This window comes from Nostoc sp. NMS2 (assembly GCF_017115105.1).
Taxonomy (GTDB): domain Bacteria; phylum Cyanobacteriota; class Cyanobacteriia; order Cyanobacteriales; family Nostocaceae; genus Nostoc.
The window spans coordinates 72,694-95,611 of the sequence record NZ_JABXKH010000048.1; the positions used below are offsets into that span (position 1 = coordinate 72,694).

Here is a 22,918-nt window from a genome sequence, read left to right on the forward strand (position 1 = left end):
TGCTTAGGCAATCAAAGATTTTTGAAATAAGCTCAACCAGATTATATGTTCTTCTCTACTCATCCTGAGAATAGTAAATAAACTCTGAATCTGTCCTTTAGTCCAATTCCACATGATCAATATTTCTGCTTTATTATTTGGATTAATTAAAGCTTTAAAATAGCAAGCAATTATTTGCAAAAATCCTTTGATAATTCGGAGAATTGATACAAACAACCAAATATAATAAGAACTGTTCCAACGCATAACAGCAATGTAAGGAGCTGCGACACCAAAACCATACATTAAGTTAAAAAGATAAGTTTCTGATATACGCTTTGTGGGGATAAAATGGTGCAGCACACAATCAGGTGTATACCAAAGTTCATAACCTGCGTTCAGAATTCGCAAAACTATCTCAGAATCTCCTCCCGCACTTAGTTTTTTTCCTTCTCTATCGTTGAGTAATTGTTTATCTAACCAGCCACTTTTCTCAAGAGCAGTTCTACGAATAACTAAACCTGCACCTGGAATCTGGTAATTACGCCGATTTAATTGTTTTGCAGTTTCGCCGGACTCATAGGCAGCAAATTTACCTGAATGCTTGACAAGGATGGGCGAAGGAGTTATTTCCCAATCGAGAACTACCTTGCCACCAAAAGCACCGCAATTTGGATGAGATGCAGAAAATTGTATTGCTTTATCTATCCAGTCTTCTGATAAAAGGCAGTCATCATCAACAAAAGCGAGCCATTCACTAGTTGTATTTTTAATTCCACATAAACGGGCGTGAGTTAATCCTTGTTTTTGCTCTACTATCCTATGCAAGCCAGGTATTAGTTGTAAATTGATGTGTTTTTCAACAACAGCACTAGTATCATCTGTACAGTTATTATCTACAACTAAAACTGACCAATTATAGTTTTTAGAAATATTCTGTAATGAAATTGCTGTGAGAACACGATCTAGTAAAGCTGCATTGTTATAAGTACAAATTACAAGATCCATAAGTAAACTCCACTAGAAGGTACTGATCAATATATAGGGATAATATTTGATTTTTGAAAAGTCTAATTGGCTAGAAGCTTGTTACACAAGGAGTTTTTCAAGATAGCTAGCAAGATTTAAGTAGGGTTCCTATAAATTATCAAAATAAGTATCAAGACCAGTTTTGGCTTTTCAAAAGCCAGTGGTCTTTACGAATGAATAAAATATCACATTGCCCCATTGCATTATCCAATGGTCTACGCAGAACATTGACAATTTCATAGGGTTGAAAATCTTGTTCATTCATCCATGCTATTGATTCATGCAGTAGAATCATCTCTGATGAAAATCGAAAAAATTGTAGTTCTAGCAAAACAAAATCTGAATATTTTAGGACTTTTTTCGCTCCTGATAAAACTTTTAATTCATAACCTTGAACGTCAATTTTTATAAAATGTGGTTGTTTAATAACTCCTTGCTCAAACAGATTGTCTATAGATACAATTGGTACTTCACGAGAGGCAATACCAGAATACATCAGACTACTGCTATTCAAATTTTTAGTCACACCTATCTGTAACGTGCCAGGCTCGGAACCAGCCGCAGCCAAAATAAACTTGATATTACTATGTTGATTGGTCAAGTCCTGTAGAGGTAGTAATCGCTCTTCAAGAGGCTCGATCATAAAATACCCGGCATCTGGCCAACTTTGCATTGCTAACTTCGTCCAAGAACCTTGTGCAGCTCCAATATCAAGGACTACTTGAGGGCTATAGCCACGTTCAACCAACCCCTTCAGACATAAGTCCATACCGACTCCCTGAGCAAGTCGAGCAAGTCGTAGGTTAAAAGGTTTTAAAACTTTATTTGCTATAAATTGTATATTTTCTTTTATAACAGATACCATCGTAATTTACCTATCCCTTGCTATTATGTGTAGTATTTAAACATTTGTAGAGTTATTATCTACAACTGAAACTGTCTATTGATACCTAGAAGATACTTTTGATAATTAAAGGGTTTGCAAGAACACGCTCTAGTAGATTAGCATTATTGTATGTACAAAATATTATATCCATGAATACAATTTAATTAGTTTTAACTTAAAAATCAGTTGGAAAATATGGCTCATAAAGTTATTTTTTAGCAAGAATATATTTTTTGATGGCTGAAAAATTGTAGTTATTGCTAATGGTGAACCATATTAATATAATAGTTGTTTGCATTGAAAATATAATACATCTCAATAGATAGTCATTTGGAAGATTAAAATTTAATAACACAAGTACAAAAAACCAAACTAATGGAAACCATAACCATTTGAACCACAGAGAATAAGAAACAGATAACCGTTTCATTCCAAATACAGTTACTAGAAAGGTTGTGAGATATCCAAAATTACCTAAAATTGCTCCTGTTAAACCAAAATTATAAGCACCAATGGTGATTAATCCTAGTGACACAAAACTGCTTAGTAACTGAATCAATGCACAAGCCTTAACTGCATTTGTCCCCAATAAACAGTAGTAGCCGACAGCATGACATGAATAAAGTGCGTAAATTACTGTTGCAATACAGAAGGTAATTAAGTATTGACTTGCAGTTTGCTCAGAAAATAATAGTTTGAGAATTAAGGGAGAAAATGTTATGAGAGTTGCTCCCATTCCTAAAGCAACTAATCCATTGATTTGGGTAGCTTGTTTAAGTTGCTGTTCTAGTTGATGCTGATTAATGTTCTGCTGTCCAATTAGATTGCTTAAAGTTGGAAGTAAAGGCTGTACAGGTAATGCAGAAAATGAGTTGATTTGCGCTGTAATATCTGTAATTCCTGCATATACTCCAAGCACCTGAGTACCTAGCAAGCTGCCGACAATTAGCCGATCGCCTCGACTAAAAAGTATACTTCCCAATGTATTTAACCACATCATTAAGCTGTAACTTACAACTGCTACTGCTTTATTTTGATTCCAACTCAGACGAAGGTTCATATTTTGGAGTAGCGATCGCACTATCCAGATATGACCTAATAAACTCACTATACCGATTCCGCCCTGCCACTGCATTAACTCAACTGTGCGACCTCCTAGCCAAACTACAATCAACATTCCGACATTGAGTAGCACAGACTGAATTGTATTCAGCACATTCATCAAGTCATAACGCTGGTGAGCTTGTTCGACACCAATCAAGATTTGTTGCAACAATCGCGTTGCTACTACTAACCCACCAATTCTGATAGCCTGTATAACTTTTAACTGTTGGAACTGTCCCAACTTCGGAAATAAATTCATAATTGGTTCAGCACCCATCCAAAGAGCAACTACTGCTAAAGTTGCCAATATCAGCATTGCCCCAAAAGTTACAGTCAAGGTTTGCGACAGACCATCAACATCTTTCTTTCCTAAGTCTTGGGAGACAAATACAGTTGTGGCTGTAGAAAGACCCGCTTCAGCTAAAGTAACTACTACGACCACAGCAGAAGCTAAAGTCCATAGTCCATACTCTTCAATTCCCAATAGGTGAATTAGTATAGGGATAATCAGTATGCCTAATCCTATTTTGATTAATCCCGCTATTGAGTTGTAAAAACCGTTCTTAAGTATGCTGTTTTTCACCAAAAATATTCTCTTTTAATACAAGCATTACTGCAAAAATGGTTGAATTAAATCGCTATCAAGGGATTAGGAAATGCGTATATTGGGAAACTTCAGTTCACCCTTACTATTGCGCTCGTTGCTATTTTTGTCGTAATAACCCTTTTGGCTGTGGTAAATGTAACCACTATCAGCAGTAATTCCATTTACCACCATTCCCAAAACGCGCGATCGCGATTGCTCTAGCATCATCTGCGTACTCTTTGCAACAGCACAATCAAGCACTCCAGGACGTACAACTAGCAATATCCCATCTGTGATTTTGCCCACCATCAGGGCATCACCAAACAAACTCAAGGCAGGAGTATCAATAATGACACAATCATAGTCTTTAGCTGCCTCTTGAATTAACAAAGCCATGCGCTGTGAATCTAACAAGGCTGCGGGATTGGGTGGAATTGTCCCAGCCGTTAATAGATCCAAATTAACTAATACTTCTTGGGTGGTGCTGCGAAACTCCGCTTGACCAACTAAAACATTACTTAGTCCGACTGGGTTAGATAATTTCCAAATTTCCTGTTGGCAGGAGTGACGCATATCCGCATCTACTAATAAGATTCTGCGTCCCATGTGTGCCTTAGCTACTGCCAGATTTGCTGCCACAAATGATCTGCCTTCACCTGGAGTTGAACTAACCACGGCAATTACTTTTAGTGGTTTATCAGAGATGGTGAAATCCAGATTCGTCTGAAGCATCTCAAAGGCTGAACTTGCTGCCGAATATGGATTATCTCTCACTGGTAGTTCTACTAAAGCTTCCCCACCATTTTTAGCTTTTTGACCCAAGTGAGGAATCGTGCCGAGTAGAGGATAACCTAATAACTGCTGGGCTTGCTCCAGAGTTTTGAGAGATTGATCCATAGCTTCTAACATCAGAGCTACACCTATACCCAGCAAAATTCCCAAAAATCCACCCAGCGCCAGGTAAAGGGCAATTTTGGGAGAAACAGCCTTTTTCGGAAGTAAAGCCGCAGATACTACCCTGGCATTACCGACATTCTGATTTACTACTATCTCGACTTCTTGCGATCGCTTTAGCAGTTCTTCGTAGGTAGATTTCGCTACTTGTAACTGTTGCTCTAGCTGCTGCTGCTTTTCTTGCAGTTGCGGTAAGACACTCAATCGTCTTTGGGAAAGTGCGTATGCATTCTGCAAAACTGTAATTCGATTAGCTAATGCCGATCGCTCTACATCCGACTCTACCAATTGGGCTACTAGAGTCTGCTTGAGTTCTCCCATCCCTAAATTATGCTGCTTTTCAGATTTTTCGCTATCTGCATTCTCAGAAATTCGCATCTCTAGCTGCTTTTTCAGGGCTGCTTCTTTTGCTGCTAAATTAGCGATCGCAGGATATTTGTCTGTATAGCGAGTCCGCCCTACTGCTAACTCGTTTTGCACCTGCTGGTATTGCGTTAATACCTCCTGCACAGCTTTTGATTGACTTAAATTCCCCATATCTACAGCCTGCTGCGAATTCAATCTCAATTGACGTTGCAGAAGTTGTGAGCGAGTTTCAGCCTCAGTTAAATTTGCCTGATCTTGGGTAATCTGGTCTGATAAATCCGCGAGTCTCTCCACTCCTTTTGTTGCTTCTTGATCTAAAGCAATTACCCGATTTTCTTCTTTAAACTGACGCAAAGCTGCCTCTGCTTTGACTAATCTTGCTTCAACTTCAGGCAATTGCTTACTCAAAAACTTTTGTGCTACTGTCGCTTGGGTTTGGTTAATCCGAATATTGTTCTCCAGGTAATATCTCATCAGCAAATTCACAACATCTGCGGCTTCTTGGGGATTTCTGCTGCTGTAGGAAATCGCCAGAATATCTGTACCCCGGACACTCTTAATTTTGATTTTTTTGAGAAAATCATCTATTTCCAAGGGTCTTCCTGGCTTATCTACCAACCCCAGACTAGTAATAGTTTTCTCAACTATCGGGTTAGAACGAATTACCTCTGCTTCTGTATCCAACGGGCTGCTGAGTTGAGTCACACTGCTCAACTCTCCAACTTGTGCCGAGGGACTTGTCAGCGAAGAAACGCGGTCAGTTTTACTGAAAAGCAACTTGCCTTCTGCTTCATAAATTGGTTTTTGCCTGATTGCAATTAAAGCTGACAGCCCAAAAACAGAGACAGTCACCGCAGCTATGGCTAGCCAATGTCTTCTCAGAATCAGCGAGTATTGTTGCAAATCTAGGGAGTTTTGGTCTTCTTGGTTAGAGGGCATGGAATAAGTTATGAATACTGAAATACTTACTAATTTTGCTTCACAATTTTCGTAGTCCAAGATAGTTGCTTGACATACTTAAGTATCATTACTTATAAGATACCTGTATATAAAGCATAAGGTCTTTCTGTAATCTTTTAGATTATTTTCCTTTTTGTGACATCTTTTTAGTTTTATCTCAGAAACATTATCGAAATGTCAAGGTATTTTTAATCTTCTCTCTCTGAGATTTTATATTACTTTTACACGTATTTAAATTAAATAAAACTTTAACCTTTATATAACCTTTTTTATACAGGTATTTAAAGTTACATACCTTAATTTAGATAATTTATTTTAATAGGTTTTATTTTTTAAGTATTAGTACCCAAGAGTCATGATTAACTTGGTGGTATTTAATTAACTAGTATTTACGCCTTTAAAAAAATGTAAACACCTATAAACATTGAATATTATCTTACTGTACCCTAGTTGTTTATAGTATTTTATACCTATTTATTAACAGTCTTTTAGCAAATCGAACATTTTATTAGCAAAAATTTATCTATCAATCAAACCGTATTTTTACGTAAATTTATACTAATTAATTTTCAAGTTTATATTGACTACATTCATGGCATCATGCAAATATAGGGTTGCAAACAGCAAACGTAAGTAGATATATCTCTTACACATATCCTACGTAAAGGCACTGCCAATTGCCCTCCCAGTTTATAATACCCAATACCCAATTATTTTGAAAAACAGAGCATTACAAAAGGTTCTCATCTATGTATGCTTTAACACAAAATAGCTAGTCTTTGTTACTACCATCTTTGAATCTCTTGCTGCCTTTAACAGACAAATCAATACCAGGATACTGAACAATAAGAAAAAGTAATGACTTTTACAAGTTATATTAGTTACCCTGCCAATAATAGGTTGCCAAACATAGTCCGCAGCCTACCGATATTGCTCTTGTTAGGGGATATTTTTGGGTTGCTCATTTGTTTAGCGATCGCCCAATGGTTGCGTTTAGATCAACCCTTAAATTGGCTCAATCCATTGCCTTACGGATTTGTGTGCATGACACTTGCAACATTCTATTTAGCAGATGCATACCATCCAAATGGGCAAATAGCAGGTTTAAGAGCGCCTGCTCGAATTATTGTTTGTAACATTGCGATCGCGTTCTTCGTTTCTGCGTTTATTTACTTGTCAGGTATTGGCAAACATAACCCGGTATCGTGGCGGAGTGTCTTCTTACCTAGCTTGGGAATCTTTACTATCTGGGCAATAATATTGCGCCTGGTGGCGGTGAGATGGGTGCGATCGCACGAACAAAAAAGTCGTTGGTTAATACTAGGATCGGGGGATAATGCAATTAAATTTGCCCAAAAATTGCTGGCACTTAATCCTTTAGGAAAGTTGACTGTTCTAGCAGAGGAAAATCAAAAAACCATAGACTTACCAAAAAGCAATCTGAGTTATCAGGGAAATCTGAGCGATTTGCCACAATGGAGTCAAGAATCCTGGTCTGGAGTCATAGTTACAGCCCAGATAAATTTTTCTCAATCTCAAGCACAACAGTTAATGCAGATACGGCTGAGAGGTATTCCGGTTTACACATTACCGGATGTTTACGAAACATTTTGGTATAAACTACCTTCATCGCTGCTACAAGATAAATGGTTAGCTTTTAGCGATGGTTTTAATCTCATGCCTGGTTACTTCAGTATGAAACTGAAGCGAGTTATCGATATCATGTTGATACTGTTTTTACTAATATTGGTTGCACCACTTCTATTGTTGGTTGCATTAATAATTAGATTAGATAGTCCAGGCCCAGTATTGTACAGTCAGTTACGAAGTGGGTTGTACGGTAAACCATTTAGAGTTTATAAATTTCGCTCCATGTATCAGGATGCAGAAAAGTCTGGGGCGCAGTGGGCGAGTCAACGCGATCCACGAATCACCAGAGTCGGATACTGGCTACGTCTGTTACGTATTGACGAATTACCCCAAATATGGAACGTCTTACAGGGGGAAATGAGTCTGATTGGGCCTCGTCCAGAACGACCAGAATTTGATGTCAAACTCAAAGAAGCCATTCCCTACTACGAAATCCGCTATCTGGTAAAACCGGGAATTACAGGCTGGGCACAGGTTATGTATCCCTATGGAGCATCTATTGAAGATGCTTACGAAAAGCTTTCTTACGATCTCTACTACATCAAAAATTATTCCATTTGGTTGGATTTAGCGATCGCCTTCAAAACCGTTCGAGTTGTTTTGTTAGGTAAAGGTAGATAAGGAAAAATAAATGAAAAAGAAAATATTGGTGACTGGCGGTGCTGGTTACATTGGCTCCCATGTAGTTCGTCAACTGGGAGAAGCTGGTTATGATGTCGTAGTTTACGACAACTGCTCTACAGGTTCACCAACATCTGTAACGCACGGCAAACTAATTATTGGCGATTTAGTAGACACCGATCATCTTTATCAAATTTTTGCCCAGCATGAATTCAGCGCCGTCTTCCACTTTGCCGCTAGTCTGATTGTTCCAGAATCAGTAGCTCATCCCCTCGACTACTATGCAAACAACACCCGCAATACCTTAAATTTGCTGCGCTGCTGTAGCGTTATGGGTGTCAACAAATTCATTTTTTCCAGCACAGCCGCAGTCTACGGAGAAGTAGAAGAAAAGCCTGTTAGTGAATCGAACCCCACACATCCCATCAATCCTTACGGACGTTCCAAGTTGATGAGTGAATGGCTGATCCAAGACTATGCGGCAACATCTTCAATGCACTACGTAATTCTACGTTATTTTAATGTAGCAGGTTCCCAACCAGGTGGACTATTGGGGCAAATGTCACCCAATGCCACTCACTTGATTCGGGCTGCTTGTGATGCGGCACTCAAGCGCAAACCGGAAGTACGAATTTTTGGTACTGATTTTCCTACACCCGATGGAACTGCAATCCGCGACTATATTCACGTCGAAGATTTAGCGACAGCTCACTTAGATGCTTTGGATTACTTAGAAAAGAGAGGCGAAAGCCAAATTTTCAACTGTGGTTACGGGCAAGGATACAGCGTCCGACAAGTTATAGAAAGAGTCAAGGCGATTTCTGGTGTAGATTTTCCCGTTATTGCCGCACCACGTCGCCCAGGCGATCCTGCCTGTGTTGCAGCTTGTGCTGATAAAATCCGTAGGGTTTTGGGTTGGCAACCAAAGCACAATGATTTAGACGAGATTATCGACACAACTATTACCTGGGAAAAACAGAAGATTAACTTAGCAAGGCAAAGACATCTAAGTCTGGCTATGCATAATTAAAACTGTGATATCTAATTAGTTTTGTACTCTGAAATAAGCATTATCAGTAAACAAAGGCACGCAATCACTGATGTTAAAGACGGCTGATAATTCAACATCAGATTCAAAACCTTTTTCAATTAACTCTTTGCCAGAACTGCATTTTTTCAAATACCCCAATAAATCCTGTTGGAAAGCCTGAAATGTTGCCACAGCCACTTCAGCTTCCGGTGATAGACTGCCATCTAAATAACTGAGAATTGCCCCAGCACCAATTAAATCTTCAAATGCAGGACGTAGGCTACCATCTTCTTTCCACCTCTCACCGACAGGAATCACAGCAATTTTATCACCATACTTTTGAGCAAACTCCGCCACAGCTTGGCAATTTCGCAAGCAACCAGCCAAAGTTGGTGTATTCCCTGTATGTAAACTCAGAAAAGAACCATTAGGTGAAGGTAAAACTAGTCTAGTTCCAGCAGGAATCTGAGCCACTGATGTTGGCGAAAGAGAATATCCAGTTGTTATCCAACGTTGTCTATGACTTGCCAACTCTGCTTGCACTGACTTGGCATAATCTATGATAGATTCATCTCTCATTGCGTAGGGAAAAATTATTGCGCCGTTGTTGGTGGCAATTTCCACGCAGGTAGAAAAAGAGAGAATGTCAACTATTACAACTACATCACTTATAGGAGCAAGTTGAGCAACTCCTTGTGGCCCCCATTCACAGCGTAAATTAAACTCTGATTGATTGTAAATCATTGGAGCGATCGCAAAAGACAATATGATAAAAATCAAACCATGATAAGTAAGCCAGTATAAATAATTAAACGTTTAGCGTGCCAATTTGAGAGCTTCAGCCTCTCTACGAACTAAACGTTAGCAGTCAGAGCAGTCAGTAGGTCGGCAGTTATAATCAATATAAAACTTCCAGGTTCAAAATATTATGAATTTAACTGTGAAAACTTATCCTAACAATACTGTACCCAAGTTAACTTATGATGTGCTGATTGAAAATCAACAAGATGGCAGAGTTAGTGCAACAGTGCTAGGTTTGCCAGATTTTAAAGGCTCTGGTGTGACTAAAGAAGAAGCCCTAGAGAAACTAATTCAACTTTTACAAGAGCGCAAACCAGAAATAGTAACTTTGGAAATTGAACCTCCCCAAACTGAACATCCTTGGATGAAATTTGCGGGAATGCACAAAGATAACCCTCTTTTTGCTGAGACGCTGGAATACATAGAAGCTGAACGGAGTCAAATTGACTTGGAGAGTGAGACAAAGTAAGTATTATGTGGATATTAGATACAGACCATCTTTCGTTATTTCAAAATAGTCATCCACTAGTCACGCAATGCATAAGACAGCAGAATCCTGAAAATTTAGCCATAACAGTGATTACATTCGAGGAGAAAGTTAAAGGATGGCTGAATGTTATCAACAAATATAATAATCAACCGTCTAAGTATGACAAATTAATATGGGGATACAAGGGATTATGGGATGAAATAGAATATTTCAAAAATATAAAATTACTTGAATTTGATACTAAAGCTTGTAATTTTTATGCTGAATTAGTTAAGCAAAGAATCCGCATTGGTACTCAAGATTTACGCATTGCAGCAATTACGCTGTCAGTAAATGGGATTTTAGTAACCCGCAACCGCAAGAATTTTGATAAAGTTCCTAATTTGCATTTAGAAGATTGGACTATATCTTAATTTGTCTCAAGGCTAAATTGACCTAAATGTTATAATCAATATAAAACTAGAAAAATCAAAATATTATGAATTTAACTGTAAAAACTTATCCTAACAATACTGCACCCAAGTTAACTTATGATGTGCTGATTGAAAATCAAGCAGATGGTACAGTTAAAGCAACATTGCTAGGTTTGGCAGACTGTCAAGGTTTAGGAAATACAGAAACGGAAGCGATAGAAAAACTTAGTCAAAGTTTGCAAAATCGTTTAGAATCTGCCAAGATAGTCACTTTAGCAATTGAAGTACCCCAAGTAGTAGAAAACCCTTGGTTGAAAATAGCTGGTAAATATAAAGATGATCCGCAATTTGATCAAATGCTGGAATATATAGAAGAATATCGGCGCGAATTAGATGAAAAAAGGGAGTGAAGGTAAATTTAGATGTGAATAATTTAAGAATATTAGATACGGATCACCTATCTTTAATCCAAAGGGGTAATCCATCTATTAGAAAGCGATTAAATACATTTAATTCTCAAGATATTGCCATCACTATTGTGACGGCTACTGAACAAATACGGGGAAGAATGAATACTATTAATAAGGCTGATTCATCAGATGAATTAATCTTAGCTTATGCTAGATTACAAGATACATTAGAAGATTTAAATAGTATTAACGTCTTGGAATTTAGCGAAGAGGCTGGCAACATTTATGCTGAATTAGTTAAGCAAAAAATTCGCGTTGGCACTCAAGATTTACGAATTGCCGCAATTGCGCTGTCAGCCAATGGGATTTTAGTAACCCGCAACCGGAAGGATTTTGAGAAAGTTCCTAATTTGCGTTTAGAAGATTGGACTATATCTTAAAATTTATAAACTAAAAAACTGCGTCATCTAGTACTTCTCAGAATTTAATCTGAGTTTAAGTGCCAAAGTAGTTTAATATTTATTGAGTTATACTGGACAAACTTTCTTTAATTTTTAGTTTATTTACAATACTTTCTTCCAAGAGATGATAGAGAAAATGAGGTGTGTTCAAATTAGCTGAGTGTAAAAGTTTGTGATAAGCTTGGCAAGCTGAATCATCATTTAAAATCCTGTCATGAATGATTCTTGTCCATTCAGGTGCATTGATCATTAATTGGGGTACAACTTTAATAAAAGCTGCAATTTGTTCTTCTATATCAAAAGATTCGAGAAAATGAATTAAGCTGAACATCACTTCTGGCTGTTGACATTGATCATCTAAAACTAGATGATATGCAGATAAATTTTGCTCATCAGGATTATCAGCTATTTCAGCTAAAGCATTTTCAAAGTCGGTAACTTGCTGTTGAGTTTGCATCAAGCAATTTTCTCTTAAAATTGCCAATAAATTGTTTTGATTCATGGGTTTCAACCTACTTTATCAAAAATACCTTGCCAAGTTAGTCTATTCAGGTTAATTAAACCTTGCAAACTTTTCCTGATTTCTCTATTGTACAAACCTTGACGAAGATAAATAGAACGCACATCCCAAACTTCTTGGGTCAATGTTTCTCTTGCTGATAAGCTTAAATTAGGGGATTTACCGTAAGAAATTGTTTGCCGATGACGACCTCCCTTTCCTGGTGATAAATGTTCCATCATAATGGCAATTCCTTTATCTGTAGTATAACCCGGAACTTTAGCTTTCATAAAAGCATCCGCAGGTATATGATGAGGTGTAAGGTTATCGCCTCTACGTCCTAGTTTGAGTAAGTCCCCATAAGTACCTATACTGCCCTCTCTGGGAATAAGTTGACGTTGATTATTAATAATGTTTTACTCCATATTCGCTATTTCTATTGATTAGTATTCTAATTACCAAGGTAAGTTGACTTATCTATTTTTTGAATATATCTTAATATGGTGCAGTTTACGACCCAAAGCACAGAAAAACATAATTAAGCAAACAGAACAAAACCAAGCAAACATAATAGACCAATTAAAAATAAAGCACAACAATAATCCAATTCCAACAATCCACGCAACCAAAACATTCCTACCAATTGGCTGCTGAGAATAATGAATATTAATAACTTTACCAACTACAGTTATTATCTTTCCTTCTTGATTTACCAATTCTAGGGTTTTAGTATCTAAAAAAACTTTAGACTGTGATGTTGATTCAACAAAAGCAGATTGTTGTTTTGGTCTAGCAAAGCCAGGAAATATATCAATACCAAGTTTTGTAGAACGATCGCACCAATAACACTCACCATAAGTTCGGCTGTAATAGTGACTGTCTACCTTGCCACAGATAGTTAACTCATTGACAGCAAATCTCAGCGCCTTTACCCAATCCCCAGCAGCTGGACGCAAGTTAGAATTTTTATAACCATCGTTAAAGCATCTGAGAAAACATCGCTGAACCTCTGGGTGAACAATCTCAAGAGAAATTGTCCTTTCTACGGGTTGAATCAAACTGTTTGGTGCATACAACCATAAACCCTGACGAATACGATCATTAATTTCTGCTGGGGTATCGAAAGAAGATATTTTCTTAGGATTTCACGCTCCTTATAAACGTCAATTTACTGACTTTGCTGTTGGATAAGTAGCGGAAAATAAGCAATAGTAATCTTTGGCCTAATCATCCACTATCCGCTAAACTCAGAAATGCTGCGTTATTCCTCATCATGTCCGATTCCCAAACTGTTAGTGCTGCTGTTGCCAAACTCTACAATACCTACCCCTTTCCGCCGGAAGCCCTGTTGGATGAACCACCTCCAGGCTACAACTGGCGCTGGAATTGGCTAGCCGCTCATAACTTCTGTACAGGTCAAAAACCTCAAAAACAAGATATTCGGATTTTAGATGCAGGTTGCGGTACCGGTGTGGGTACAGAGTACCTGGTTCACCTCAATCCTCAAGCTTCTGTTGTCGGAATTGACCTCAGTACTGGTGCTTTAGCTGTAGCCAAAGAACGTTGTCAGCGTTCTGGGGCTACCCGCGTTGAATTTCATCACCTCAGCTTATTTGATGTGGAACAGTTACCGGGTGAGTTTGATTTAATTAACTGCGTTGGCGTTTTGCATCATACCCCCGATCCCATTCGCGGTATTCAAGCTTTGGCGAAGAAGTTAGCCCCAGGCGGCTTGATGCACATTTTTGTCTATGGAGAATTGGGGCGCTGGGAAATTCAACTCATGCAAAAAGCGATCGCACTTATTCAAGGTGACAAAAAAGGCGACTACCGCGATGGTGTTCAAGTCGGGCGACAAATATTTGCTTCTCTACCAGAAAATAACCGAATTGTCAAATACGATAAACAACGTTGGTCACTAGAAAATAACAAGGATGAATACTTTGCTGATATGTACGTTCATCCCCAAGAAATTGACTACAACATTGAGACACTGTTTGAATTAATAGATGCTTCGGGATTGGAGTTTATTGGTTTCTCGAATCCGAGTTTCTGGAATTTAGAGAGACTTTTGGCTAAAGCACCAGAGTTAGTAGAACGGGCAAAAGAATTGAGCGATCGCCAGCTTTATCGCCTGATAGAATTACTTGATCCAGAAGTCACTCATTACGAGTTTTTCCTCGGTTGTCCTCCCTTAATCAAAGCCGACTGGACAGACGATAACACCTTATTGGCAGCGATTCCCGAACTTAATCCTTGTATTGAAGGATTTCCCAGTCAATGTTTCTTTAATTACGATTACCAGATTGTTAATTTATCTGTAGCTGAGTTTGAATTTATGCAAAGATGTGATTCTAATTCCACAGTTGCAGAGATTTTGGCAGATGTAGAACTGGGATTGGATCGGGTAAAAATGCTACTTCAGCAACAGCTGATTTTATTGACACCAGCTTAACGCAGTAGAATTTATACTTTTGGTGATGAGCGATCGCCCATCACCACTTTCGGCAAATTAATGTAGATTAGGAAAGTGCCCAACAAACGGGTATTCTACATCCCAAAAGTTGGAGTTTTCTGAAATTCAGCAGTGGTGCGCTGCTTAATGACAAGCCGCTACTCTCCGATTTTTGATTTGCGGTACGCCCATACACTCTTCAAGCACCAGTTGATTTTATTAACACCGACTTAATTCAAACACCAAGATGCTATGTAACGACTTTGGAGGACAATAATCCACTCAAAAAAGCTGGAATTGGAAGAAATTTTTAATTTTTAGGCAGCGATTATTGTTTATTCACCCGCACAGTCTCTTACATCATCAGCCGCTCTCTCGCTTCTGGAAGCGCGATTTTACTGACTGTGTAACGTTGCCAAGAAGTTAATTGTTTTTTCCTAAAGTATTGTTACTGGATCGTGATATGATTCAGCTGACTGAATGTGCAGTCATCATAATTTAGCTGTACTGGTTTCAAGTCTCGTGAGCTTGTCAGAAGAATCAATTGCGCCCACTCCGACAACGCAACAAGATGCTAAAACTGGTTCTGGAGACACAGAATCAGGTAACTCTATGCAAGAGTTTTATCAACTCTTCCAGCGATTGTTGGTAATCACGCTTGTCTTGACGGGGGTTATTTTTATCTCTGTGTGGATTTTTTATTCCTTGAACATTGCCCTAAATTATTTAATTGGGGCGTGTACAGGTGTGGTTTACTTAAAAATGTTGGCTAGAGACGTTGAGCAACTTGGTAGTGAAAAAACCAATTTGAGCAAAACTCGTTTTGCTCTATTTATGGGAGTCATGATCGTGGCAACTCAATGGCGTGAGCTACAGATTTTGCCCATATTTTTGGGATTTCTAACTTACAAAGCTACGCTCCTCGTCTATATGGTGCAAATTGCGTTCACTCCTGATTCTTAAAAAGTCAGGCTCACAAAGATAGTAATCCCATCCTCGCTCGTTGGGGAAAATGCTTGAAGAATGCAAATGCTTAGTGTCTTAAACGCCTTTAATTCTTTTCCCCTCGCCGAATTAGAAGTAGGTCATCATTTCTACTGGCAGTTGGGCAATCTTAAAATTCATGGGCAAGTTTTTCTCACCTCATGGTTTGTGATTAGCATTTTAGTAGTGGCTTCAATAGCTGCTACTCGCAACGCACAAAGAATTCCCAAGGGTATCCAGAATTTGATGGAATATGCCCTAGAATTTATTCGTGATTTGGCAAAAAACCAACTTGGTGAGAAAGAATACCGCCCTTGGGTGCCATTTATTGGCACATTGTTCTTGTTTATTTTCGTATCGAACTGGTCAGGGGCGCTAATTCCCTGGAAGCTCATCAAGCTACCTTCGGGCGAATTGGCAGCTCCCACCAATGACATCAATACGACTGTTGCATTGGCACTGCTAACATCCTTAGCGTACTTTTACGCGGGTTTTAGCAAACGGGGTTTAGGCTACTTTAAGAAATATATAGAGCCAACACCGATTTTGTTGCCGATCGCAATTCTAGAAGATTTCACCAAGCCCCTCTCCCTAAGCTTCCGTCTATTTGGTAATATTTTGGCGGATGAATTGGTAGTAGCGGTGCTGGTGCTGCTAGTTCCTCTATTTGTACCTCTGCCTGTAATGGCCTTGGGTTTATTTACTAGTGCCATTCAAGCCCTGGTTTTTGCCACCCTCGCCGGAGCATACATTCATGAGGCAATGGAGGGACATGGTGGAGAAGAACATGAGGAGCATTAAACTTCTCAGTTGATAGCACAGTTCCAAGAGCATATTCGCTCAAAACATCGCAAAGCGCGATCAAAGAACTCATGTGCAGCGTGAAAAACACGTTTCTAGCCGTTAACGTACTTTTGTTAGTTTTGTAATCAAAGCAAGGAAAATCAACATGGATCCATTAGTTCAGGCTGCTTCAGTTCTCGCTGCTGCTTTAGCGATTGGTTTAGCTGCAATTGGCCCTGGTATCGGTCAAGGAAACGCTGCTGGACAAGCAGTAGAAGGTATTGCTCGTCAACCTGAAGCAGAAGGAAAAATTCGCGGTACTCTGCTATTAACCTTGGCATTCATGGAATCTTTGACTATTTATGGTCTAGTAATTGCCCTGGTATTGCTGTTTGCTAACCCCTTCGGCTAATACCTGAAATTTTTGTGAGTGTGGAGACGTGAATCATCACGCCTCTACAATCAAAATATTTTGGGCTAGTTCCAATTTTAGATTTTAGGTCACACCTTTGGTGCGCTTCCAGCGCAACTTGGATTTTGGACAATCGAGAGTTTTCGGTACATACCCGTAAGCTTGTCGGTGGAACAAATCTAAAGTCGTCAATCTAAAATCGCAAATCTAAAATCCAAAATTACTTGACCCTTGTTGGCTATGGGTCTCTAAAATATGAAAGGTTGGATGACGTTGCTAGCCATGAAAACTGCTACTCCAGCCAAAGAGGAGAGAAATGTTTGATTTCGATGCTACCTTGCCCTTCATGGCATTGCAATTCCTGCTATTAGCAGCTTTGTTGAATGCAATTTTTTATAAGCCACTGACCAAGGTACTAGACGATCGCGATAATTATATCCGAACGAATACCCTTGAGGCACGGGAGAGCTTGGCTAAAGCCGAGCGCTTGGCTACCGAATATGAGCAGCAACTCGCAGACGCTCGCAGACAATCGCAAGCTACCGTAGAAGCCGCTCAACTTGAAGCTAAGAAAATTACTGCCGAGAAAATAGCTGAGGCCCAAAAAGAAGCTCAGTCTCAACGAGAACAAGCTTCTGTTGAAATAGAACAACAAAAGCAAGAAGCTTTTCGCACCTTAGAGCAACAAGTTGATGCTCTAAGTAGGCAGATTCTAGAAAAACTATTGGGGCCAACTCCAGTTAGATAAGCTAACGAGATTGGTTCTGTGTAAAGCATACGCGCAACTGGGCCCTAGTCCAGAGCGCAAAATTTAAGTGTCAAAAAAAGGCACTTTTTCCCTTCTGGGGAAAGATACTTAATTTCCTTACAGGGAAAAGATACTTAAATTTCCTTCCCTTGGGAAAAATACAACGTATTAGCAAGCGAGCAGCGCACCTGTAAATGGGTATCATGGGGACATTCTTATTACTTGCCGCAGAAGCGAACGCTGTTCACTCTGAATTGGCAGAAGGCGCAGCAGAAGGTGGTTTCGGTCTAAACCTAGACATTTTTGAAACCAATCTGATCAATCTAGCGATTCTGATTGGCATATTATTCTACTTCGGACGTAAGGTTTTAAGCAATATCCTGAACGAGCGACAATCCAATATTGCCACCGCCATTCAGGAAGCAGAAGGGCGCTTAAAAGAGGCAAAGACAGCCCTTGCCCAAGCGCAAGAGCAGTTGAAGCAATCTCAGGCAGAAGCACAACGCATCCGCCAATCTGCTGAAGAAAACGCTATCAAGGCTAAAGAAGCTTTGTTAGCGAAGGCAGTGCAAGACGTAGAACGCTTGAAACAAACAGCAGCAGCAGATTTAAATACTGAAACCGATCGAGCGATCGCTCAATTGCGGCAACGAGTTGCTACACTAGCATTGCAAAAAGTCGAATCACAACTAAAAGGCGGGATTGCCGACGATGCTCAACAAAGTTTAATTGACCGCAGCATCGCACAACTGGGAGGCAATGTATGACAACTCAGGTAGCAGCAGCCGAAGTAGCCCAGCCCTACGCACAGGCACTTTTGTCAATAGCGCAATCGAAAAATTTGACAGAAGAATTCGGGACAGATGCGCGGACTTTCCTGGGACTGCTAAGGGCAGACAAACAGCTGCATAACTTTTTCAGCAACCCGTTTATTCAGTCTGAGAACAAAAAAGCTCTCATCAAACAAATACTCGGTGAAGGCGCTAACCCCTACTTACGCAACTTTTTGTTAGTGCTAGTAGACAAACGCCGCATTGCATTCTTGGAATCGATTTTTGAACAATATCTGGCGCTGTTGCGGCAGCTGAATCAAACCGTATTAGCGGAAGTAATTTCAGCCGTTCCCCTCACAGAAGCTCAACAGCAGGCAATCACAGAAAAAGTGATCGCCATAACGAATGCTCGTCAGGTAGAACTAGAAACCAAGGTAGACAATGAGTTAATTGGTGGCGTAATTATTAAAGTAGGTTCGCAGGTAATTGATGCCAGTATCCGGGGTCAACTGCGCCGCCTTTCATTGCGCTTGACTAATAACTAGAAAGTTAGGAGCCACTAAATTTTGGATTTTAGATTTTAGATTTTTTCTTCAATCCAAAATTAAAAATCTAAAAATCTAAAATTGGCAAACTCAGCACTGAATTCAGTCTCGAAAGCAAAAAGATAGACACATGAGCATATCAATTAGACCTGACGAAATTAGCAGCATTATCCAACAACAAATCGAGCAATACGATCAAGAGGTCAAAGTTGCTAACGTTGGTACCGTCCTACAAGTTGGTGACGGGATTGCCCGGATTTATGGCCTGGAAAAGGCTATGTCTGGGGAACTCTTAGAATTTGAAGATGGCACAATCGGCATCGCCCAGAACTTAGAAGAAGACAATGTAGGCGCGGTGCTTATGGGTGAAGGGCTGGAAATTCAAGAAGGTAGTTCTGTAACCGCCACTGGTAGAATTGCCCAAGTACCCGTAGGAGATGCCTTAATTGGCCGAGTTGTAGACGCTTTGGGTCGTCCCATCGATGGTAAGGGAGACATCAAGACTTCAGACAGCCGTTTGATTGAATCTCCAGCACCCGGTATCATTGCCCGTCGGTCTGTACACGAACCCATGCAAACGGGGATTACAGCTATTGACTCAATGATTCCCATCGGTCGCGGTCAACGGGAATTGATTATTGGCGATCGCCAAACCGGTAAAACTGCGATCGCGATCGACACAATCATCAACCAAAAAGAAGAAGATGTAATTTGTGTTTACGTGGCGATCGGTCAAAAAGCTTCCACAGTTGCTAACGTGGTGCAGACATTGCAAGAAAAAGGCGCAATGGATTACACCGTCGTCGTCGCCGCTAGTGCCAGTGAACCCGCAACCCTACAATACCTAGCTCCTTACACAGGCGCAACTATTGCCGAGTACTTTATGTACAAAGGCAAAGCTACCCTGGTAATTTACGATGACCTTTCCAAGCAAGCCCAAGCTTATCGTCAAATGTCCCTATTGCTACGTCGTCCACCCGGACGCGAAGCTTACCCCGGAGATGTATTCTACATTCACTCTCGCTTGTTAGAAAGAGCCGCCAAGCTAAGTGACGAATTAGGTAAAGGCAGCATGACCGCCCTACCAATCATCGAAACCCAAGCTGGTGACGTTTCAGCATACATCCCCACCAACGTAATTTCCATTACCGATGGTCAGATATTCCTGTCTTCTGACTTGTTCAACGCTGGTATCCGTCCGGCTGTAAACCCCGGTATTTCAGTATCCCGCGTGGGTTCTGCCGCTCAAACCAAGGCAATGAAAAAAGTTGCCGGTAAGATTAAATTGGAACTAGCCCAATTTGACGACTTGCAAGCCTTCGCACAATTTGCTTCTGACTTAGATAAAGCCACTCAAGACCAGTTGGCACGGGGTCAACGCTTGCGCGAACTCCTGAAGCAACCACAAAATTCGCCACTCTCGGTATACGAGCAAGTAGCAATTTTGTATGCAGGTATCAATGGTTACTTAGATGATGTACCTGTAAATCAAGTAACCACCTTCACCAAAGGTCTGCGGGACTACTTAAAGACTGGTAAAACCCAGTATGCCCAAGGAGTACAAGCATCTAAAGCATTAGGTGACGCAGAAGAAGCAGCCTTGAAGGAAGCGCTTACCGAATACAAGAAGACCTTCAAAGCAGCAGCGTAGCAATTTTGGATTTTGGATTTTGGATTTTGGATTAAATCTAAAATCCGAAACCCTAAATCTAAAATCTAAAATCCTAAAATCTAAAATCGAATTATGGCCAATCTAAAAGCAATACGCGATCGCATCCAGTCGGTCAAAAACACCAAAAAAATCACAGAAGCCATGCGCCTCGTAGCTGCGGCGAGAGTGCGTCGGGCGCAAGAACAAGTGCTAGCAACTCGCCCCTTTGCCGATCGCTTGGCACAAGTATTATATGGTTTGCAAAGCCGTCTGCGCTTTGAAGAAGCAAACCTGCCACTACTGAAAAAACGGCAAGTTAAGTCAGTTGGGCTATTGGTAATTTCAGGCGATCGCGGCCTATGCGGCGGCTACAATAACAACGTTATCCGTCGTGCAGAAAACCGCGCCAAGGAAATCAAGGCAGAAGGTTTAGACTATCAATTTGTGCTAGTTGGGCGCAAAGCTACACAGTACTTTCAACGCCGCAATCAGCCCATTGATGCAACCTATAGCGGCTTAGAGCAAATTCCCACCGCAGCCGAGGCCAATCAGATTGCCGATCAACTACTTTCCTTGTTTCTTTCGGAAGAAGTTGACCGCATCGAATTAATCTATACCAGATTTCTTTCATTAGTTAGCTCCCGTCCTGTAATACAAACCCTACTGCCCCTCGATCCACAAGGTCTAGAAGCAGGCGATGACGAAATCTTCCGCTTGACAACCCGTGGTGGTAAATTTGAAGTCGAACGGGAGAAAGTGACTAGCCAAGTCCGGTCGTTAGCCCCTGACATGATTTTCGAGCAAGATCCAGTACAGATCCTCGATTCTCTGTTGCCTCTATATCTAAGTAACCAGCTATTGCGGGCGCTGCAAGAATCTGCGGCTAGTGAACTAGCAGCGCGGATGACAGCTATGAGTAATGCTAGTGAGAACGCCGGTGAACTGATTAACACCCTCACACTGTCTTACAACAAAGCCCGACAAGCTGCTATTACCCAAGAACTCCTTGAGGTCGTAGGTGGTGCTGAAGCCCTAACTTAGGGAATAGCCACTTGCTATCCATCACAAATAGCTAATTGCTGGTAGGTTTAAAACTAGCAATTAGCTATTTTGGTTTTGAGGATGTTTTAACAAAGGGATATGATACAGCCCTTTGTCACTTTTGTGTCGCCAAAGAGGATATGCTACTTAGTAGATGTGATTGCACATTTTAAATATTCAATGAATCCCCCATAAGGTAGAAAAAAGGAAGCGATGATGTCTGTAAAGCAACCTTTGGTGATTGACTATGTTGATTGGCCGAAGTTGCTGCAAAATCCGCCCCTCTTAACAAGTTTTCAATCGGGTTGGAGTAGCATTCACCTTGCTCATTACCGCCAGCCATCGATAGATTTGCCTGAAGTATCCGACCCTCAGCATATGGTCATTATTGCACTGGGGCATCAGGCAATTGAATTGGAATTTGTCTCAGAAGGTCGTTTGCAGACGATCTTGTATGAAGAAAAAGACTATGCAAGTGGCTGTATTGAAGTCATTCCTGCTGATTTACCTTGTGGAGTCCGTTCTATTTCGCCTGTTCAAGCAATAGAGTGGATTCATTGCTATCTAGAGCCGACATTTGTTGCTCAGATTGCTCATGAATCGGTGAACCCCGATCGCGTCGAACTTCTGCTGAAACGGAAAACAGCCGATTTATTGATGCATCGCTATTCCTAACAAAAACTTTATCTATAATCATACTTTAGTTTACAAATTTGATGGCGAATCTGATAGCGATCGCCTTCTTGCCCGCAAAGCCAAAACGAAGATGTCAATCAGAATAGTGGTATCGACAAGCAATAATCGTTAAATACTCATCATCCACCGCATAAACTAATCGATTTGTATCATCAATTCGCCGCGACCAAAAGCCAGCTAGGTTTTCCCTCAGGGCTTCTGGCTTGCCGCTCCCCTCAAACGGTAGTCGGATTGTTGCCTCAACGAGCTTGTTAATTCGTTTTAACGTTTTCTTGTCTTGCCCTTGCCAATATAAATAATCGTTCCAAGCCTCATCCGTCCATGCTAGCTTTCTAGTCATCCAACAAATTTTGCTCCACCACTTTCCCCTGCTTGAACTGAGCAATAGAACGCTCCAAATGAGTGGCATTAGCGGGAGACTTAAGTAAATGCACAGTCTCTAGTAAACTATTAAATAACTCTAGCGACATCACTACGGCATCCTCCGCATCCCGTCTAGTGATGATGGTATAGTCAGCATCTTCCACCACTCGGTCTAAAACAGCCTTCAGGTTATTTCTCGCTTCGCTAAAAGACACAACTTTCATTTGC

At 40.4% G+C, this 22,918-nt stretch carries 27 protein-coding genes; 17 read left to right on the forward strand and 10 right to left on the reverse strand.

The genetic code is table 11. The features are described 5' to 3' along the window. Positions 1-3: 3 nt before the first annotated feature. The 4 genes from HWQ36_RS08635 to HWQ36_RS08650 form a co-directional block, all read right to left on the reverse strand. Positions 4-987, reverse strand: coding sequence for a glycosyltransferase (locus HWQ36_RS08635; protein WP_292700674.1), 984 nt, complete (start codon positions 985-987; stop codon positions 4-6). 151 nt (positions 988-1,138) lie between these two features. Further along, positions 1,139-1,873, reverse strand: coding sequence for an FkbM family methyltransferase (locus tag HWQ36_RS08640; protein ID WP_292700677.1), 735 nt, complete (start codon positions 1,871-1,873; stop codon positions 1,139-1,141). Positions 1,874-2,102: 229 nt separating this feature from the next. After that, positions 2,103-3,581, reverse strand: coding sequence for an oligosaccharide flippase family protein (locus HWQ36_RS08645; protein ID WP_292700680.1), 1,479 nt, complete (start codon positions 3,579-3,581; stop codon positions 2,103-2,105). A gap of 66 nt (positions 3,582-3,647) precedes the next feature. After that, positions 3,648-5,843, reverse strand: coding sequence for a polysaccharide biosynthesis tyrosine autokinase (locus HWQ36_RS08650; RefSeq protein ID WP_292700683.1), 2,196 nt, complete (start codon positions 5,841-5,843; stop codon positions 3,648-3,650). An 879-nt stretch (positions 5,844-6,722) separates the two neighbouring features. Here HWQ36_RS08650 and HWQ36_RS08655 point away from each other — a divergent pair. Both HWQ36_RS08655 and galE read left to right on the forward strand, forming a co-directional pair. Then, entirely contained in the window at positions 6,723-8,135 is a 1,413-nt protein-coding gene (locus tag HWQ36_RS08655; protein WP_292700686.1) for a sugar transferase, read from the forward strand. 10 nt (positions 8,136-8,145) lie between these two features. Then, a complete protein-coding gene (gene galE / locus HWQ36_RS08660; RefSeq protein WP_292700689.1) occupies positions 8,146-9,165 on the forward strand; it encodes a UDP-glucose 4-epimerase GalE in 1,020 nt (339 codons plus the stop codon). Between the two features lie 15 nt (positions 9,166-9,180). Here the strand turns inward: galE and HWQ36_RS08665 are convergent, their stop codons facing one another. After that, positions 9,181-9,945, reverse strand: a complete 765-nt coding sequence (locus tag HWQ36_RS08665) for a 2-phosphosulfolactate phosphatase (RefSeq protein WP_292700692.1) — start codon at positions 9,943-9,945, stop codon at positions 9,181-9,183. A 148-nt stretch (positions 9,946-10,093) separates the two neighbouring features. On the opposite strand from HWQ36_RS08665, the gene HWQ36_RS08670 reads away from it, so the two are divergent. The 4 genes from HWQ36_RS08670 (at position 10,094) to HWQ36_RS08685 (ending at position 11,719) form a co-directional block, all read left to right on the forward strand. Beyond that, positions 10,094-10,435 carry a hypothetical protein gene (locus HWQ36_RS08670; protein WP_292700695.1) on the forward strand — a complete coding sequence of 114 codons (342 nt, stop codon included), beginning with the start codon at positions 10,094-10,096 and terminating at the stop codon, positions 10,433-10,435. Between the two features lie 5 nt (positions 10,436-10,440). After that, complete coding sequence (locus HWQ36_RS08675) at positions 10,441-10,869, forward strand: type II toxin-antitoxin system VapC family toxin (RefSeq protein WP_292700698.1); 429 nt, start codon at positions 10,441-10,443, stop codon at positions 10,867-10,869. A 65-nt stretch (positions 10,870-10,934) separates the two neighbouring features. After that, positions 10,935-11,279, forward strand: a complete 345-nt coding sequence (locus HWQ36_RS08680) for a hypothetical protein (RefSeq protein WP_292700701.1) — start codon at positions 10,935-10,937, stop codon at positions 11,277-11,279. 14 nt (positions 11,280-11,293) lie between these two features. Continuing rightward, on the forward strand, positions 11,294-11,719 hold the full coding sequence (locus HWQ36_RS08685) for a type II toxin-antitoxin system VapC family toxin (protein ID WP_292700705.1): 426 nt from the start codon (positions 11,294-11,296) through the stop codon (positions 11,717-11,719). Positions 11,720-11,798: 79 nt separating this feature from the next. Here the strand turns inward: HWQ36_RS08685 and HWQ36_RS08690 are convergent, their stop codons facing one another. The 3 genes from HWQ36_RS08690 to HWQ36_RS08700 form a co-directional block, all read right to left on the reverse strand. Continuing rightward, entirely contained in the window at positions 11,799-12,242 is a 444-nt protein-coding gene (locus HWQ36_RS08690; RefSeq protein WP_292700707.1) for an Imm30 family immunity protein, read from the reverse strand. Between the two features lie 5 nt (positions 12,243-12,247). Continuing rightward, complete coding sequence (locus HWQ36_RS08695) at positions 12,248-12,529, reverse strand: hypothetical protein (protein WP_292700710.1); 282 nt, start codon at positions 12,527-12,529, stop codon at positions 12,248-12,250. 183 nt (positions 12,530-12,712) lie between these two features. Further along, entirely contained in the window at positions 12,713-13,297 is a 585-nt protein-coding gene (locus HWQ36_RS08700) for a hypothetical protein (RefSeq protein WP_292700712.1), read from the reverse strand. 73 nt (positions 13,298-13,370) lie between these two features. Between HWQ36_RS08700 and HWQ36_RS08705 the strand changes: the two genes are divergently transcribed. From HWQ36_RS08705 to HWQ36_RS08755, 11 genes are all read left to right on the forward strand, one after another. Further along, positions 13,371-13,430 (forward strand): hypothetical protein, encoded by a 60-nt coding sequence (locus HWQ36_RS08705; RefSeq protein ID WP_292700830.1) that lies wholly within the window; start codon positions 13,371-13,373, stop codon positions 13,428-13,430. Positions 13,431-13,512: 82 nt separating this feature from the next. Continuing rightward, entirely contained in the window at positions 13,513-14,694 is a 1,182-nt protein-coding gene (locus HWQ36_RS08710; RefSeq protein WP_292700715.1) for a class I SAM-dependent methyltransferase, read from the forward strand. Positions 14,695-15,174: 480 nt separating this feature from the next. After that, entirely contained in the window at positions 15,175-15,657 is a 483-nt protein-coding gene (locus HWQ36_RS08715; RefSeq protein ID WP_292700718.1) for an ATP synthase subunit I, read from the forward strand. Positions 15,658-15,717: 60 nt separating this feature from the next. After that, complete coding sequence (gene atpB / locus HWQ36_RS08720) at positions 15,718-16,479, forward strand: F0F1 ATP synthase subunit A (protein WP_273762315.1); 762 nt, start codon at positions 15,718-15,720, stop codon at positions 16,477-16,479. A gap of 148 nt (positions 16,480-16,627) precedes the next feature. Further along, positions 16,628-16,873 carry an ATP synthase F0 subunit C gene (atpE, locus tag HWQ36_RS08725; RefSeq protein WP_012411162.1) on the forward strand — a complete coding sequence of 82 codons (246 nt, stop codon included), beginning with the start codon at positions 16,628-16,630 and terminating at the stop codon, positions 16,871-16,873. Between the two features lie 316 nt (positions 16,874-17,189). Next, on the forward strand, positions 17,190-17,621 hold the full coding sequence (locus tag HWQ36_RS08730) for a F0F1 ATP synthase subunit B' (RefSeq protein ID WP_185585924.1): 432 nt from the start codon (positions 17,190-17,192) through the stop codon (positions 17,619-17,621). Between the two features lie 194 nt (positions 17,622-17,815). Next, positions 17,816-18,388 carry a F0F1 ATP synthase subunit B gene (locus HWQ36_RS08735; RefSeq protein ID WP_292700725.1) on the forward strand — a complete coding sequence of 191 codons (573 nt, stop codon included), beginning with the start codon at positions 17,816-17,818 and terminating at the stop codon, positions 18,386-18,388. Next, positions 18,385-18,939, forward strand: a complete 555-nt coding sequence (gene atpH / locus HWQ36_RS08740) for an ATP synthase F1 subunit delta (RefSeq protein WP_292700728.1) — start codon at positions 18,385-18,387, stop codon at positions 18,937-18,939. Before HWQ36_RS08735 ends, atpH begins: the two co-directional genes overlap by 4 nt. A 130-nt stretch (positions 18,940-19,069) precedes the next feature. Next, the gene (gene atpA, locus HWQ36_RS08745; RefSeq protein ID WP_292700730.1) at positions 19,070-20,590 is read left to right on the forward strand and encodes a F0F1 ATP synthase subunit alpha; all 1,521 of its coding nucleotides are present in this window, start codon (positions 19,070-19,072) and stop codon (positions 20,588-20,590) included. 93 nt (positions 20,591-20,683) lie between these two features. Then, the gene (locus tag HWQ36_RS08750) at positions 20,684-21,631 is read left to right on the forward strand and encodes a F0F1 ATP synthase subunit gamma (protein ID WP_292700733.1); all 948 of its coding nucleotides are present in this window, start codon (positions 20,684-20,686) and stop codon (positions 21,629-21,631) included. A gap of 213 nt (positions 21,632-21,844) precedes the next feature. Then, on the forward strand, positions 21,845-22,306 hold the full coding sequence (locus HWQ36_RS08755; protein ID WP_292700735.1) for a hypothetical protein: 462 nt from the start codon (positions 21,845-21,847) through the stop codon (positions 22,304-22,306). Between the two features lie 94 nt (positions 22,307-22,400). Here the strand turns inward: HWQ36_RS08755 and HWQ36_RS08760 are convergent, their stop codons facing one another. Both HWQ36_RS08760 and HWQ36_RS08765 read right to left on the reverse strand, forming a co-directional pair. Continuing rightward, entirely contained in the window at positions 22,401-22,667 is a 267-nt protein-coding gene (locus HWQ36_RS08760) for a Txe/YoeB family addiction module toxin (protein WP_292700738.1), read from the reverse strand. After that, positions 22,660-22,914 carry a type II toxin-antitoxin system prevent-host-death family antitoxin gene (locus tag HWQ36_RS08765; RefSeq protein ID WP_292700740.1) on the reverse strand — a complete coding sequence of 85 codons (255 nt, stop codon included), beginning with the start codon at positions 22,912-22,914 and terminating at the stop codon, positions 22,660-22,662. The genes HWQ36_RS08760 and HWQ36_RS08765 overlap by 8 nt, the downstream gene beginning before the upstream one ends. Between the last annotated feature and the right edge of the window lie 4 nt (positions 22,915-22,918).

Excerpts from the sequence above, each read along its gene's own strand:
- HWQ36_RS08635 (WP_292700674.1), bottom strand. The coding sequence starts at position 987 with ATGGATCTTGTAATTTGTACTTATAACAATGCAGCTTTACTAGATCGT.
- HWQ36_RS08640 (WP_292700677.1), bottom strand. The coding sequence starts at position 1,873 with ATGGTATCTGTTATAAAAGAAAATATACAATTTATAGCAAATAAAGTT.
- HWQ36_RS08650 (WP_292700683.1), bottom strand. The coding sequence starts at position 5,843 with ATGCCCTCTAACCAAGAAGACCAAAACTCCCTAGATTTGCAACAATAC.
- HWQ36_RS08655 (WP_292700686.1), top strand. The coding sequence starts at position 6,723 with ATGACTTTTACAAGTTATATTAGTTACCCTGCCAATAATAGGTTGCCA.
- galE (WP_292700689.1), top strand. The coding sequence starts at position 8,146 with ATGAAAAAGAAAATATTGGTGACTGGCGGTGCTGGTTACATTGGCTCC.
- HWQ36_RS08670 (WP_292700695.1), top strand. The coding sequence starts at position 10,094 with ATGAATTTAACTGTGAAAACTTATCCTAACAATACTGTACCCAAGTTA.
- HWQ36_RS08675 (WP_292700698.1), top strand. The coding sequence starts at position 10,441 with ATGTGGATATTAGATACAGACCATCTTTCGTTATTTCAAAATAGTCAT.
- HWQ36_RS08680 (WP_292700701.1), top strand. The coding sequence starts at position 10,935 with ATGAATTTAACTGTAAAAACTTATCCTAACAATACTGCACCCAAGTTA.
- HWQ36_RS08690 (WP_292700707.1), bottom strand. The coding sequence starts at position 12,242 with ATGAATCAAAACAATTTATTGGCAATTTTAAGAGAAAATTGCTTGATG.
- HWQ36_RS08695 (WP_292700710.1), bottom strand. The coding sequence starts at position 12,529 with ATGAAAGCTAAAGTTCCGGGTTATACTACAGATAAAGGAATTGCCATT.
- HWQ36_RS08710 (WP_292700715.1), top strand. The coding sequence starts at position 13,513 with ATGTCCGATTCCCAAACTGTTAGTGCTGCTGTTGCCAAACTCTACAAT.
- HWQ36_RS08715 (WP_292700718.1), top strand. The coding sequence starts at position 15,175 with ATGTGCAGTCATCATAATTTAGCTGTACTGGTTTCAAGTCTCGTGAGC.
- atpB (WP_273762315.1), top strand. The coding sequence starts at position 15,718 with ATGCAAATGCTTAGTGTCTTAAACGCCTTTAATTCTTTTCCCCTCGCC.
- atpE (WP_012411162.1), top strand. The coding sequence starts at position 16,628 with ATGGATCCATTAGTTCAGGCTGCTTCAGTTCTCGCTGCTGCTTTAGCG.
- HWQ36_RS08730 (WP_185585924.1), top strand. The coding sequence starts at position 17,190 with ATGTTTGATTTCGATGCTACCTTGCCCTTCATGGCATTGCAATTCCTG.
- HWQ36_RS08735 (WP_292700725.1), top strand. The coding sequence starts at position 17,816 with ATGGGTATCATGGGGACATTCTTATTACTTGCCGCAGAAGCGAACGCT.
- atpH (WP_292700728.1), top strand. The coding sequence starts at position 18,385 with ATGACAACTCAGGTAGCAGCAGCCGAAGTAGCCCAGCCCTACGCACAG.
- atpA (WP_292700730.1), top strand. The coding sequence starts at position 19,070 with ATGAGCATATCAATTAGACCTGACGAAATTAGCAGCATTATCCAACAA.
- HWQ36_RS08750 (WP_292700733.1), top strand. The coding sequence starts at position 20,684 with ATGGCCAATCTAAAAGCAATACGCGATCGCATCCAGTCGGTCAAAAAC.
- HWQ36_RS08755 (WP_292700735.1), top strand. The coding sequence starts at position 21,845 with ATGATGTCTGTAAAGCAACCTTTGGTGATTGACTATGTTGATTGGCCG.
- HWQ36_RS08760 (WP_292700738.1), bottom strand. The coding sequence starts at position 22,667 with ATGACTAGAAAGCTAGCATGGACGGATGAGGCTTGGAACGATTATTTA.
- HWQ36_RS08765 (WP_292700740.1), bottom strand. The coding sequence starts at position 22,914 with ATGAAAGTTGTGTCTTTTAGCGAAGCGAGAAATAACCTGAAGGCTGTT.